The 12,942-nt window shown below is 71.4% G+C and carries 15 protein-coding genes; 8 read left to right on the top strand and 7 right to left on the bottom strand.

The window, feature by feature from the left end; genetic code table 11:
• Positions 1 to 21 precede the first annotated feature (21 nt).
• Positions 22 to 954 (bottom strand): rhomboid family intramembrane serine protease, encoded by a 933-nt coding sequence (locus ACMGFI_RS03530; RefSeq protein WP_436907385.1) that lies wholly within the window; start codon positions 952 to 954, stop codon positions 22 to 24.
• 262 nt (positions 955 to 1,216) lie between these two features.
• Here ACMGFI_RS03530 and ACMGFI_RS03535 point away from each other — a divergent pair, with 262 nt between their 5' ends.
• Positions 1,217 to 1,792, top strand: a complete 576-nt coding sequence (locus tag ACMGFI_RS03535; protein ID WP_436907387.1) for a response regulator — start codon at positions 1,217 to 1,219, stop codon at positions 1,790 to 1,792.
• Between the two features lie 134 nt (positions 1,793 to 1,926).
• Here ACMGFI_RS03535 and ACMGFI_RS03540 read toward each other — a convergent pair whose 3' ends face one another.
• The 3 genes from ACMGFI_RS03540 to btuC form a co-directional block, all read right to left on the bottom strand.
• A complete protein-coding gene (locus tag ACMGFI_RS03540; protein WP_436907389.1) occupies positions 1,927 to 2,763 on the bottom strand; it encodes a CAP domain-containing protein in 837 nt (278 codons plus the stop codon).
• A gap of 101 nt (positions 2,764 to 2,864) precedes the next feature.
• The gene (locus ACMGFI_RS03545; RefSeq protein ID WP_436907390.1) at positions 2,865 to 4,295 is read right to left on the bottom strand and encodes an ATP-binding cassette domain-containing protein; all 1,431 of its coding nucleotides are present in this window, start codon (positions 4,293 to 4,295) and stop codon (positions 2,865 to 2,867) included.
• Complete coding sequence (btuC, locus tag ACMGFI_RS03550; protein ID WP_436907392.1) at positions 4,292 to 5,395, bottom strand: vitamin B12 ABC transporter permease BtuC; 1,104 nt, start codon at positions 5,393 to 5,395, stop codon at positions 4,292 to 4,294. The genes ACMGFI_RS03545 and btuC overlap by 4 nt, the downstream gene beginning before the upstream one ends.
• A 64-nt stretch (positions 5,396 to 5,459) precedes the next feature.
• On the opposite strand from btuC, the gene ACMGFI_RS03555 reads away from it, so the two are divergent.
• From ACMGFI_RS03555 to ACMGFI_RS03580, 6 genes are all read left to right on the top strand, one after another.
• Positions 5,460 to 6,677, top strand: coding sequence for a PGF-CTERM-anchored ABC transporter substrate-binding protein (locus ACMGFI_RS03555; RefSeq protein WP_436907394.1), 1,218 nt, complete (start codon positions 5,460 to 5,462; stop codon positions 6,675 to 6,677).
• Between the two features lie 482 nt (positions 6,678 to 7,159).
• Positions 7,160 to 7,438, top strand: a complete 279-nt coding sequence (srp19, locus tag ACMGFI_RS03560) for a signal recognition particle subunit SRP19 (RefSeq protein WP_436907395.1) — start codon at positions 7,160 to 7,162, stop codon at positions 7,436 to 7,438.
• A 19-nt stretch (positions 7,439 to 7,457) separates the two neighbouring features.
• Positions 7,458 to 7,685, top strand: coding sequence for an H/ACA ribonucleoprotein complex subunit GAR1 (locus ACMGFI_RS03565; protein ID WP_436907396.1), 228 nt, complete (start codon positions 7,458 to 7,460; stop codon positions 7,683 to 7,685).
• 69 nt (positions 7,686 to 7,754) lie between these two features.
• A complete protein-coding gene (locus tag ACMGFI_RS03570) occupies positions 7,755 to 8,660 on the top strand; it encodes a phosphatase PAP2 family protein (RefSeq protein WP_436907397.1) in 906 nt (301 codons plus the stop codon).
• 42 nt (positions 8,661 to 8,702) lie between these two features.
• Positions 8,703 to 9,812, top strand: a complete 1,110-nt coding sequence (locus tag ACMGFI_RS03575; RefSeq protein WP_436907398.1) for a presenilin family intramembrane aspartyl protease PSH — start codon at positions 8,703 to 8,705, stop codon at positions 9,810 to 9,812.
• Between the two features lie 151 nt (positions 9,813 to 9,963).
• Positions 9,964 to 10,134 (top strand): hypothetical protein, encoded by a 171-nt coding sequence (locus ACMGFI_RS03580; RefSeq protein WP_436907399.1) that lies wholly within the window; start codon positions 9,964 to 9,966, stop codon positions 10,132 to 10,134.
• 217 nt (positions 10,135 to 10,351) lie between these two features.
• On the opposite strand, the gene ACMGFI_RS03585 is transcribed toward ACMGFI_RS03580, so the two are convergent.
• The gene (locus ACMGFI_RS03585; protein ID WP_436907400.1) at positions 10,352 to 11,353 is read right to left on the bottom strand and encodes an ornithine cyclodeaminase family protein; all 1,002 of its coding nucleotides are present in this window, start codon (positions 11,351 to 11,353) and stop codon (positions 10,352 to 10,354) included.
• Between the two features lie 94 nt (positions 11,354 to 11,447).
• The gene (locus ACMGFI_RS03590) at positions 11,448 to 11,669 is read right to left on the bottom strand and encodes a DUF8015 family protein (RefSeq protein ID WP_436907403.1); all 222 of its coding nucleotides are present in this window, start codon (positions 11,667 to 11,669) and stop codon (positions 11,448 to 11,450) included.
• 479 nt (positions 11,670 to 12,148) lie between these two features.
• Between ACMGFI_RS03590 and ACMGFI_RS03595 the strand changes: the two genes are divergently transcribed.
• Positions 12,149 to 12,319, top strand: a complete 171-nt coding sequence (locus tag ACMGFI_RS03595) for a DUF7331 family protein (RefSeq protein ID WP_436907404.1) — start codon at positions 12,149 to 12,151, stop codon at positions 12,317 to 12,319.
• A 188-nt stretch (positions 12,320 to 12,507) separates the two neighbouring features.
• Here ACMGFI_RS03595 and ACMGFI_RS03600 read toward each other — a convergent pair whose 3' ends face one another.
• Positions 12,508 to 12,933, bottom strand: coding sequence for a DUF3054 domain-containing protein (locus ACMGFI_RS03600; RefSeq protein WP_436907405.1), 426 nt, complete (start codon positions 12,931 to 12,933; stop codon positions 12,508 to 12,510).
• Between the last annotated feature and the right edge of the window lie 9 nt (positions 12,934 to 12,942).

The raw sequence follows: 12,942 nt of genomic DNA on the forward strand, positions 1-12,942 counted from the left end.
TCGCCATCGGAACGAACCTCATCAGAACGGGCCGCGGCCGCCGGGGCCGCCCGGACCACCGGGACCGCCGGGGCCGCGTCCGCCGGCGCCGAACTGTAGCTGGTCGGGGATCCGGTGGCGGCCCTTGACGTGCTGGCCGTACAGCAGACCGATCCCGAGCCCGAGGAGGTGGGCGAGCTGTGCGGTGCCGCCGGCGCCGATGCCGGCCGAGAGGATCTGGAAGACGGTGTAGCCGGTGTAGCCGACGGTCAGCAGCCACAGCGGCACGGGGAGGAGGAAGTACAGGTACACCGTGAGGTTAGGGTTGAGGACCGTGAGCACGGCCATGATAGCCAGGGCCGCGCCGCTGGCGCCGACGACCCCCGGGGCGGCCTCCGGGATCCCGCCGTACTGGTAGATCTGGAAGCCGACCTGGCCGAGGCCGGCGAGCGCGCCGCTGCCGAGGAAGAGGAGGGTGAAGTCCCGCGAGCCGACGTAGTCCTCGACGAGGCGGCCGAAGAAGTAGATCACGATGCTGTTGACGGCGATGTGGCCGAAGCCGCCGTGGGCGAAGATGGAAGTGAACCACGTCCAGACGTACTCGGGGTGAGCCGGCGAGAGCACGAAGATCGCCTCCGCGAGCCCGGGCGCGATCAGCTCGACCACGAGCTGGAGGAAGAAGGTGATCCACATCAGCCCGAGGAACACGTAGGTCATGTTCCCGCGGAAGTAGCCCAGCGGGCCGCCGGGGCCGGTGTCGATCCCGAGGCGGTCGCTCAGACCGCCCCCGCCGGCGTCGTCGGCGACGCTGTCGTCGAAGCCGCTGTCGAAGACGCCCCCGGGGTCCGACCAGTTGTCCAGCCCCGGACAGCCGTGGTTCTCGGGGAGGCGGTGTTCCGCACAGAACGTGCCGCCGCAGTGGCGACACTGGTACGGCATGTTCTCCTGCTTGCCGCACTCGTCGCACCTCGACATTACCCGGTCTTGGGAGGGTACCGGCAAAGGGATTGTGTTTGGCCCACCCTACCGCGGTCGAACCGCGCGCCGACGCTGTCGCCGCCGGCCGGGTCGGCCCGGTGACCCCGTCGACTCGGTGGTCTCGTCGACCCCGCGGTCCTGTCGGTCGGGAGACCCGAACCCGTTCGCCCCGCGCGGACCGCCGGCAGACCGCCTGAGAACCGGCGGCCGTTGGCCGACACCCACGCACTTACATAGGATCGTCGCATCAGATCGGGCCGTGAACGAGACGAGTACCGAGCCGCGGGTGCTCATCGTCGACGACGAGGCCGAGGTCGCCGACGTGTACGCGCTGCGTCTCCGCGACGAGTACGACACCGAGACGGCCTACGGGGGCGAGGAGGCGCTGGAAGCCGTCGACGAGTCGGTCGACGTGGTCCTGCTCGACCGGCGGATGCCGCAGGTGTCCGGCGACGAGGTGCTGTCGACGATCCGCGAGCGGGGCCTGGACACGCGGGTCGTCATGATCACCGCCGTCGACCCGGACTTCGACATCGTCGACATGCCCTTCGACGACTACCTCTGCAAGCCCGTCCAGAAGGACGACCTGGTCGCCGCCATCGAGCAACAGCTCACCGCCAGCCGCTACGACGACCGGCTCACCGAGTACCTGGAGGTCACCTCGAAGGTCGCCCTCCTGGAGGCGGAGAAGACCGACGCGGAACTGGACGACAGCGACGAGGTCGCCCGACTGCGCGACCGCGCCGAGTCGCTGCGCGCCGAGATGGACGACGCGCTCGCCGAGTTCGACGACTTCCAGGCCGCGTTCAACGAGATCAGCCGCCACGCCGAGTGACCTCCCTTTTCCGCCGGCCGCTCGGTCTCCCCGCCGGCTGATCGGCCCCCCGCCGCTATCGAGAACGACCCGCGCGCCTTCCGAGTTGAAACCGCCCGTCGAAGACCGTCCGGACCGAACGGCGCTCCGCCGGTTCAGCAGACGTTCGCCGTGACGAACACGTCGTTCCGTCGGGTGATCTCGACCCCGACGCCGATCTCGTCGGCGTTCGGGTAGGTCAGGCGCGGGCGGTAGGTGTCCGTCTCCCACCACGACTCGACGATGGCCCGGGCGACCGCGCTCTCGTTGCCGTTGAACTGGCGGCTCCCGTTGACTCGATGGTCCGGGTCGCCCGCGACCGTCCGGCCGACCGCCTCCAGCGCGTTGTCGTCGGCGGTCCGGAGCGTGTTGCCGTCCGGCGACGACCAGCGACAGCGGTCGTAGAGCTCGTGGTCGCGGTAGCGTTCGGCGCTGGTGACACCGTCGATCCGGTGGATCGCCTCGCCGACGTTGGCCATCTGGACGCTGTGCTCGCGCGCCATCTCGGTGAGGCGGTCGACCCCCTTGCCCTCGTTGTCGAGCGGGTCGAGCCCCTCGCTCGCCCGGCGGTCGTTGACGTACTCGCCGACCAGCCGCTCGATCTCCCGCTCGTCGAACGCCTCGGCCGGGATCTCCGTCAGGGCGGGCGTCGCAGTCGGCGTCGCTGTCGGCGTCACTGTCGGCGTGAGCGTCGGATACGCCGTCGGCGTCGCGGTCGGCGTGGGCGTCGGCGTCGCCGCGGCGGTGGCCGTCCCCCCCGCCGTCCCCGTCACCGTCGGCGCCAGCGTCGGCAGGTCCGTCGCCTCGACGGGCGTCGCGGTCTCCGGCTCCCCCGTCACCGGCGCGTTCGGCTGGCTCAGGGCGGCGCCGACGAGCACCGCGACGACCACCAGCGCCACCGCGCCGCCCCCCGCGACCAGCAGCGTCGGCTTGTTCACGTCTACGTCCATCATAGTCGGGAGTCTGTACGACCCCCATTAACTGTTGTGTCCACGAACGACGGCGATCGGCCGACGGTCGTCGCTCGGCTCCGCTCTCCGGTTGCCTCTGCCGCTCAGTCGTCGGCCGAGACCGATCCGTCGAGCGCCCGCCGGACGCCGGCCGCGACCGTCTCCGGGGTCGCTCGCACCGCGGCCTCGACCGGCGGCCGGTCGCCGCCGGGTCCCGTCCGAGGGCCCGCCGACCCGTCGTCGCGCTCACCGCCGTCTCCGGTTCGCCCACCGCTCCCCGGTCGCCCGTCGTCCGCGCCAGCGCCGTCGAGTTCCGCCGCCGCGCTCGCGGGGTCGTCGTCGGCCGCGACGCGGACCACCGGGTCGCGGTCGCGGGCGAGCGCCGCGAGCGGGGGAGCGAGCGGCTCGACGACGACGACCGCGTCGGCCGCCGCCAGGCACTCGCGGGTCGCGGCCTCCGCCTCGCCGTCCAGTCCCGCGAAGGCGGGCGCGGTCACTACCTCGGCCGCGAGTTCGCGGGCCGTCTCGGCGGCCACGTCCCCGGCCGGGAGCGCACCGGCGGTCACCGTCGCGCCCGCGGTCGCGAGCGCCGAGACCACGCGGGCCGCCCGCGGGCCGGTCCCGAGGACGTGGACCCGCCGGTCCAGCTCGCCCGGCTCCGGCAGCGCCGTCACCGCCGGCGTCCCGGTCACCGGGTTCGGCAGGACGGCGGCGTCGGTGTCGAAGGCGACCCCCAGGGTGTCGGCCGTCAGCACGTCCTCGGGCGGGCCGACCGCCAGCAGGTCGCCGTCGGCGAGGACGGCCAGCCGGTCGCAGAAGCGGGCCGCCAGGTCGAGGTCGTGGATCGCCGCCAGCGCCGCCTTGCCCTCGGCGTCGACCATGTCGGCGACGAGTTCGAGCGTCCGGACCTGGTGGTTCACGTCGAGGCTCGCCGTCGGCTCGTCGAGGACCAGGGCGGGCGTCTCCTGGGCGAGCGCGCGGGCGAGGACGACCCGCTGGCGCTCGCCGCCGCTGAGCGAGGCGACCGACCGGTCGCGGAATCGCTCGGTCTCGGTCCGTTCGAGCGCGCGGTCGACCGCTTGCCCGGCGTCGGGGTCGCCGCTGAACCGCCCGTGGTAGGGGGTCCGTCCCATCTCGACGATGTCCTCGACCGCGAAGTCGAAGGCCACGGTCGTGTCCTGGGGGACCGTCGCGACCAGCCGGCTCGCCGCCCGGGAGGACAGATCCGCGACCGTCTCCCCGCCGACGCGGACCCGCCCCGAATCCGGCGCGAGCACGCCGTTGATCGCCTGCAGGAGCGTGGTCTTCCCGGCGCCGTTCGGCCCGACGAGGCCGACGAACTCCCCCGACGCGACCGACAGCGACACGCCCGACAGGACCGACAGGTCGCCGTAGGACAGCGACACGTCCTCGACCGCCAGGAGCGGGCCGTCGGCGGCCGTCGGGTCGGTGCCGGCCGGCGTGGACTCCTCCCCCAGGCGACCCCGGCCGTCGCCGAGGAACCCGTCGAGCGCATCGGGAAGGGCCGGCGTCACAGCGAGTGCACCTCCCGGGTGCGGAGGAGATAGAGGAAGAAGGGGGCGCCGAGGACGGCGGTGACGATGCCGACGGGGACCTCGACGCTCCCCGAGCGGGCGACGGTGTCCGTGGCGACGAGGAAGGCGCCACCGGCGACGGCGCTCGTCGGCAGCAAGATCCGGTGGTCGGGGCCGACGAGCAGGCGCATCATGTGCGGGACGACGAGGCCGACGAAGCCGATGGAACCGGCGACGGCGACGGCCGCCGCGGTGGCGACGCTGGAGACCGCCAAGAGGATCCGCTTGGTGCGCTCGACCTCGATCCCCAGCGTGTGGGCGTCGGCCTCGCCGAGCAGGAGGACGTTGAGGTCCCGGCCGTAGGCGAGGAGGACGGCGAAGCAGACCGCCGCGACGGGGACGGTGACGGCCACGTCGGTCCAGACGGCGTTGCGGAGCAGGCCGCCCATCAGCCAGTACAGCGCCTGTTCGAGGCTCTCGCCGGCCCGCAGGAGGAGGTAGGAGACGACCGCGCCGAGCAGGGTCTGGATCGCGACGCCCGCGAGCAGTAGCGTCGCCGTCGGCGTCCGGCCGCCTTCCGTGGCGACGAGGTAGACGACGAACGCGCTGACGACGGCGCCGACGAACGCGGCCGTCTGTAGCGCGTACGGCCCCGAGAAGGAGAGTGCGATGGTCGCCACGGCGCCCACCGCGGCGCCGGAGGAGACGCCGATGATCGAGGGGTCGGCCATCGGGTTGCGGAAGAAGCCCTGCATCACGGTCCCGGCGGCGGCCAGCGCGAAGCCGACCGTCGCCGCCAGCGCGATCCGCGGCAGGCGGATCCGCCGGACGATGGTCTCGCTCGTCGCGTCGACCGGGAACGAGAACAGGTAGGTGTAGGAAGGGTCCGGAACCGGCACCGTCGCGGTGGCGCCGAACAGCGCGACCGTGCCGCTGCCGACGCCGAGGCCGGTGGGGACGCCGACGGCGTTGAGCGCCGCCTTCGCGACGGCCGGCAACGGGACGCTCACCGGACCGATCGTGGCGCTGACGAGCGCGACGGCCACCAGCAGGCCGGTCAGTCCCGCCGACCACCCCGCGGCCCTCCTCCGGACTGCCATGCTGACATCAAGTCTGGTTGCAGTAGGTAAATATTTATTGCAAAAGCCCGCACCGCCGGACGCCATGAGAGACGCGACGGCAGTCGTCGGTGCGGCGCTACTGGTGCTGGCGGCGGTGGGCGCGGTCCCCGCCGCGGCCGGCGCCGGCGCAGTCGCGGGTGCGTCGGAGGCGGGTGCGGCGAGCGCGGGCGCGCTCGCGGACACGCACTGCACGTACCCGATGACCGTCACCGACGCGACGGGAACGGAGGTAACGATCGACGAGGACCCCGACCGGCTCGCCGCGCTCGCGCCGAGCGCCGCCCAGATCCTCTGGAGCATCGGCGCGGACGACGAGACGGTCGCGATGCCCCAGGACTACTACCTGGGTTACCTGAACGACACCGAGGGCAAGACCGACGTGGTCAACGACGACGGCTCGATCAAGGTCGAGTCCGTGATCGGCGCCGAGCCGGACCTGGTGCTCGCGCCGAACGTCGTCCCCGACGAGACCGTCGAGACGCTGCGCGCCAGCGACCTGACGGTCTACAAGTTCGAGGGCGCGGCCTCCCTGGAGGACGTGTCCGACAAGGTCGAGCTGTACGGGCAGCTGACCGGCAACTACGAGGCGGCCGGCCAGGTCAGCGCCCGGATGCAGGGCGAGGTCCAGGCGGTTCGTGACGCCGTCAGCGGCCAGGAGAACCCCGACGTGTTCTTCCATCTCGGCGGCGGCTGGACCGCCGGCGAAGAGACGTTCGTCGGCCAGATCGTCGCCGCGGCGGGCGGGGACAACATCGCCGCCGGCGAGATCAACACCACCAACAACTACGGCACGCTCAGCAACGAGATCATCACCGAACGCGACCCCGAGTGGATCATCCAGAACGGCCAGTACGGGTCGGTCCCGAAGACACCGACGTTCAACGAGACGACCGCGGTTCAGGAGGGCAACGTCGTCCGCGTGAACCGCAACTTCATGACCCAGAACGGGCCGAAGAACGTCGAGGCGCTGAAGACGATCGCGCAGGCGCTCCACCCCGAGGCCTACGAGAGCATCGACTTCTCGGCGGTCGAGACGCCCCAGCCCGCGACGTGTACGACGCCGACGCCGACCGCGACGGCCGGGATGGACGCCGACGAGACAGTGACGGCGACGATGATGGACGCCGACCAGTCGATGTCGCCCACGGCGAGCGACACCACCGGTGTCGACGAGACCACCAGCGGCGACGGCTCCGGATTCGCCGCGGCGACGGCGCTCGTCGCCCTGCTGGCGGGTGCGCTCGTCGCTCGACGCCGGTAACGCTTCGAAACCCCTCTGATTTTTCGCGGAGTGCCCGGTGACGCGAAGGATCGGTGCGACTGGCGAGTGAACCACCGCAACCGCAGACAGCGTGAAAGCCCCGGCCGTCTTCGGTCGCGCGCCTCGCTGCGCGCTTCACTCGCTTCGCTCGTTCCAGTGCTTGCGTCGTCGGGCTTCCCGAAGACGGCCGCCCCTTTCATTCCCGCCCGTGCCAGCCGGATGGTCAGTCTGTGCGGGTGGGAATGAAAGGGGCGACGCGTTCGACGAACCCCGGAGAAGCAAGCACCGCAGGGCGAAGCCCGAGGAGCGCAGCGAACCGCGGGAGTCGAACGCGTCGGGGCTTTCACGCTGTTCGCGGCGGTTCGGTCCCTCGCTGTCGAGACCGACGTTCTCCCGCGGTCGCGGTCACGTTCCCGAGAAACACTCCACGATCGAGTAGCGACCGGAAAGACCCTTACGTAGCCGGGTTCTCACCGTCGGGTATGGTCGAGAACGTCATCTGGCCGGCGGCGCTCGACGCCACCTGCACGCGCAGCGAGGGGCGTCGGGTGGCGTCGGACCTCGCGGTGCCGGAGCCGACGGTCGACGAGATCGCACAGGCCGTCCAGCAGGTGGGCTACGACGCCGTCATCGAGCGCGAGAAGACCTACCCCCGGGAGTACGAGCCCCGCGGGCGCGTCCTCGTCAAGGACGCCGACGACGCGAGCAAGACCGACCTGCTGGGCGCCGTCGCCGCCTACCTCGGCGTCATCCGGGAGTGACCGCGGTGGAGGGATCGCGGTGAGACGCGTCGGCGAGGTCGTCCGGATCGCCCAGCACCTCGCAGTCGTCCGCGCGCCCGACGCCGACCACGTCGACATCGGGACGCCCGTCGTCGACGAGAACCTCGACGACCTGGGTCGGGTGGTCGACGTGTTCGGCCCCGTCGAGCGGCCGTACCTGGCGGTGACGACCGACGACGAGGTGCATCTCCCCGGGCTTGTGGGGTCGGCGCTGTACGCGCGCTGACTCGGGGTCCGCCTCGCTCGGCTTCGAAGCCCGATAGCTTACACGGCTGGGGATCCAACCGACGTGGCGATGCAGTTGTTTCCGAACGGGCGCGGCGTCGGGGTCACGGAGACGCTCCACGGGCTGGCCGAGTGGCCGGTCGTGGTGCTGTTCGGGCTGGTCACCCAGCTCGGCGACGGCTGGCTGCTCTTTCTCCTCGGCGGGACGCTGTTCGTCGCCGGCGAGGAGTTCCCCGTCCTGGGCGTCGACCGCCGGCGCGCGCTGTTCGTGTTCGCCCTCGCGCTGACCTACGTCGCCGTCATCGGCGCGCTGAAGGGCTTCTTCGGGCTCGGCCGCCCGCCGGGCGCGGCCGACCCGCCGGCGCTGGCGTGGGCCCCGGGGGCGCTGTCCGCCCTGCTGGAGAGCGCCACGACCGCCGACGGCCCCGGGTTCCCGAGCGGCCACGCGCTCGGGACGACGATGGTCTGGGGCGGGCTGGCGCTGGTCGTCGACTGGGGGACGGCACGCCAGCGGTTCGGCGTCGCCGCCGGAGTAATCACCCTCGTCGCGCTCTCGCGGCTCGTCCTAGGGGTCCACTACCTCGTCGACGTGGTCGTCGGGGCCGCGGTCGGCGCGGCCCTGCTCGGCACGCTCTACCGGTTCGCCGACGAGGGGACCGACCCGGGGCGCGTCCTCGGGGTCGCGGTCGCGGTCGGCCTCGTCGGCCTGCTCAACGGGTTCACGTTCGACAGCGTGGCGGCCATCGGCGGCGCCCTCGGCGGCTGGGCCGTCTGGCGGGGCGTCGCCGACTCGACGGCGGCCCACCCGACCCACCGCGGGGAGATCTTCGCCGGGTTCGGCGTCCTCCTCGTCTCGGGACTTCTGTTCGCCGCACTCGAAGCGTTCGAACCGGCGCTGGCGCTGGCGTTCGTCGGGACCGCGCTGGCGGTCGGGGGCGCCGTCGGCGCGCCGCTTCTGGGCGAGCGGCTCGCGTGACCGCAGCGTAACCCTCAAACGCGTCGTGGCCGAGGTGTCGGCATGGACCAGCGGTCGCGCGCGTACGTCGCTTCGGGGGCCGTCGTCGGGATCTTCCTGCTCGTCCAGCTGGGGGCGCTCGCGCTGGTCGGGCCGTTCCAGTCGGCGGGCTACCAGGCCACCGCCGACCCCCAGGACCCGACGAACAGCCTCGTCTACATCGGGTTCATCCTCGTGATGACCGGCGTCATGCTGGCGATCATCCGCTTCGGCGTCGACTGGCTGCTCCGGCTCCTGCTCGTGGGGACCGGCGCGTACATCGGCCTGTTCGTCCTCCGGGTGCTCGTCCCGCCGGTGGTGACGATACCCGTCGGCGGCTTCTCGCTCAACGCCATCGCGTGGGCGGGGGGACTCCTCCTGGGGGTCGCGCTGTGGGTCCACCCCGAGTGGTACGTCATCGACGCCGCGGGGATCGTGATGGGCGCCGGCGCGGCCGGCCTGTTCGGCATCAGCTTCGGGATCCTCCCGGCGCTCGTCCTCCTGACCGTGCTCGCCGTCTACGACGCCATCAGCGTCTACGGCACCGAGCACATGTTGACGCTGGCCTCCGGCGTCATGGAACTCAAGGTGCCCATCGTCCTCGTCGTCCCGCTGTCGCTATCCTACTCCTACCTCGACGCCGGGACGCCCGCAGCCGTCAGCGACGCGGACGACGACGAGGCGGCGGAGGGAGACTCCGACGGGACGCCCGAAGGAGACGGCACCGAGGGGTCGGCGACCACAGTCGCCAACGGTGGACCCGCCGACGAGTCGACGGCGGACACCGACGCGACGGAGGGGTCCGACGACGAGTTCGAACTCGACCGCGAGGCGCTGTTCATCGGCCTGGGCGACGCCGTCATCCCGACGGTGCTGGTGGCGAGCGCGGCCTTCTTCGCGCCGGCGGGCGTCCCGACGGTCGACCTGCTCGGGATCCCCGCGACGCTCCCGGCGGTCACCGCCATGGTCGGGACGACCGCCGGCCTGGTCGTCCTGCTGTGGATGGTCCTCAAGGGCCGCGCCCACGCCGGGCTCCCCCTGCTCAACGGCGGCACCATCGCCGGCTACCTCCTCGGCGCCCTCGCCAGCGGCCTCACGCTCGCGCAGGCGACCGGGATTGCCCCCTACCTGTAGTCGATACCGGCGGACATCCGTCTCTCGACGGGAGAAACGATCGATACGATCCGATAGAGAGAAAATTCGAAACGCGTATAGAGAATATTAGGGTATTCGGGGACGTATGCCCACAACGCTTTAGGTAGTGTGCGACCCGTTCACAGACAGGATGAGCGAGAGCGAACTACCGACGGCGAACGGTCCGGAACGGTCGGCCCCGCCCCGGCTCAGCTTCCGCGACGGGAGCGACCGCGGCTGTCCGCACTGTGGCGACGTGGCACTGGCGTTCGACCCGGGTACGGGCCGCGCCCGCTGCCGGAACTGCGGGGAAGCCGCCTGACGGAGGACGATCATGCGAATCGGCGACCGACTGCGTGACCGGATCGGCAACGGACTCGTCGACCGTATCGACGTTCGGCTTCCCGAACGGCGCGACTCCGACCGGCCGGGATCGTGTCGATACTGCGGCCACCCGTTCGACGGACCGCGACGCAACTGCCCCGCGTGCGGCGTCACGGTCGAGGAGGGCGGCTGAGCGGTCCCGCCGCGGACCGCTGTCACTCCTCGAAGGCCCGACTGGCGGGCAGAAACTCGATCTCCCGGCCGAGTCCGGCGTCGACGGCCCGCTCGTAGAGCAGATGGGCGGCGGCGACCGTCTCGATGGCCGTGCCGCCGCTGTCGAACAGCGTCACCTCCCCGGGGTCGGTGCGGCCGGGCTCGACGCCGGCGACGATCTCGCCGAGCTCCGCGTGGACGTGGTCGTCGTCGATCGCGCCCTCCTCGCGGGCGAGCAGGAACGCGCCGGCGTCGCGCTCGACGCGCTCGCGGAGATCCGGGACGTAGGTCGCCCGGGCGACCGTCTCGGCGTCGACCTCGCGCTTCTTCGGGTGGTACTGCCCCATGCAGGTGACGTGGGCCCCGTCGGCCAGGTCCGCGCCGTCGAACACCGGCTCCGAGGCCGTCGTGGCGGTGACGACCGCGTCGGCGCCGGCGACCGCGGCGCCGCTGGAGTCGACGGCCCTCACCGTCGGGCCGAGTTCCTCGTCCATCGCAGCGGCGAACGCCTCGCGGTGCTCGCGGGTCGGCGAGTAGACGCGGACGGTCTCGAACTCGCGGACGGTGACGGCCGCGCGGAGCTGGCCGCGGGCCTGCGAGCCGCTGCCGATCACCGCCAGTTCCGTCGCGTCCTCGCGGGCGAGCGCGTCGAGTCCGACCGCGCCGGTCGCGCCCGTCTTGAACGGGTTGAGGCTCGCGCCGTCGAAGACGGCCAGCGGCGCGCCCGTCTCGGCGTCGAACAGGGGGAGGACGAAGTGGGCGTCGCCGGAGCCGAACCCGCCGGTGTACATGTACCCGCCCATCGCGCCGGTCTCGGGCAGGATGGCCGTGTAGCCGGTGAGCATCCCCGGCGGATCGCCGCCGGTGAGGCGGGTCCTCGGGCGAGCGGGGGCGCCCTCGCCGCGCTCGCGGTATCCCTCGCGGACCGCGTCGACGTACTCGGCGGGCGTCGCGAGCCCGCGTACGTCGTCGCTTGTCAGGAACAGCGCCGTCCCGTCGGTCATACCCGCCGGTAGGGCCAGCGGCGGCTTATGCGTACGGGAACGGGAAGGAAGTGGGAGAACGTGAACCGCAGAGCGTAGACGGAGAACCGGGAGTTCAGTCGGCCGGCTGGAAGCCGCCGTCGTCGGCCGCGGTCGAGCCCGACGTCGAGTCGACGGGGCCGTTGACGAACATCGCGTGACCGATGAGGCCGACGGCCACGAGCGAGGCGACGGGGACGGCCGTCGTGAGCGCGACGCCGAAGACGGTGAGCAGGGTCGCGATACCGCCGAGCGCGAGCGGGATGAGGCCGAGGACGATGTCGTAGTATCCAGTCATAATCTATCGCAAAATACAGGGTAGTAATACATAAGCGTTTCCCAGAATGCGCGTTTCTATTCTGTGTTACCCGTGTATATTTGCTCTGTCGCCATAGCAAATATAATTCGTAACTTATGAGGAACCTATGTGACAGAACCGGTCGCGCGATCCCTCCGAGACCGACGATTTCGGTGGTTTCGTGATGTGACCACGGATCAGTCGGTCCCGTCGAACTGTGGCCGTAGCTGGGAGCCGCCCGGGAGATCAGATCGCGAAGCATACTTCGTGACGGCCCTCATCACAATATCACAGTTGAAAACCACGATGGGCGTAACGGGTCGGACACGGCCGGCCACGATAGCCGAAATCTGTGTTGATTCCCCATCTGACGCCCTGAACCCGCTATTATCCCGTGTGATACTTTGACAAGTGTACTTATAGTGGGGTATCGGGAAGGTACGGGTGGAGGGAGGCGGCGCGCGCCGGCTCTCGATACAATGACCCCAGACGCAACGGACGACCCCGAGGGACGGACCGGATCGGACGAGGAGCGGCGACGGTACGCCGAGCTCAACGTCGGCGACGAGGAGTTCGTCATCTACGACCGCGAGAACCACCAGGCGTGGATCCAGTCGACCGTCGCCGTTCCGGTCGAGGAGTCGCAGTGACGACGGACCCCGACGGGGCCGCCCGCGGCGCGGACGTGTCCCTCCGGTATCGCGAGACGAACTGACCCCCCACTGCCACACTCACCGCAGCGAACGTACCCCCCTGTGACGACCGTCGCTGTACGGTACTGTCGGGCGCGGCCGTCCGCCGCGCCTCTCTGTCTCCGACCGTCCAGCGGTGGGACCGCTCAGGAGGCGAGGACGGTCACGGCGACGCGCCACGGGACCAGCAGCGCGAGGGTGACAAACACGGAGACGGCGAAGAACGTGACGGCGGCCCCGCCCGGGACGGGAGCGGTCGCGCGCAGCGCCTGGGCGACCAGCGCCGCGCCGACCCAGGCCGGCACCGTCCGCGCGACCGCCCGCTTCGCGGAGCCGTAGGCCCCGCTCGCGTAGACCCCGGCGAGCAGCGACGTGACCGCCCAGCCGACCCCGAAGGGCAGGACCGTGACCGCGACGTGGGCGGGGTCGACCCCCGGGTCCCCGCCCCCGTGGCCGACCGTCAGGCCCAGCAGGACGAACGCCGTGATACAGGCCAGGTCCCCGAGCGCGACCAGCGCCGTGAACGGCGCGGGCTCGACGCGGCGGGACAGCGCCGTGCGGACGGATGTCATCGCTCGAAG

Source organism: Halosimplex marinum (genome assembly GCF_051414075.1).
GTDB lineage: Archaea > Halobacteriota > Halobacteria > Halobacteriales > Haloarculaceae > Halosimplex > Halosimplex marinum.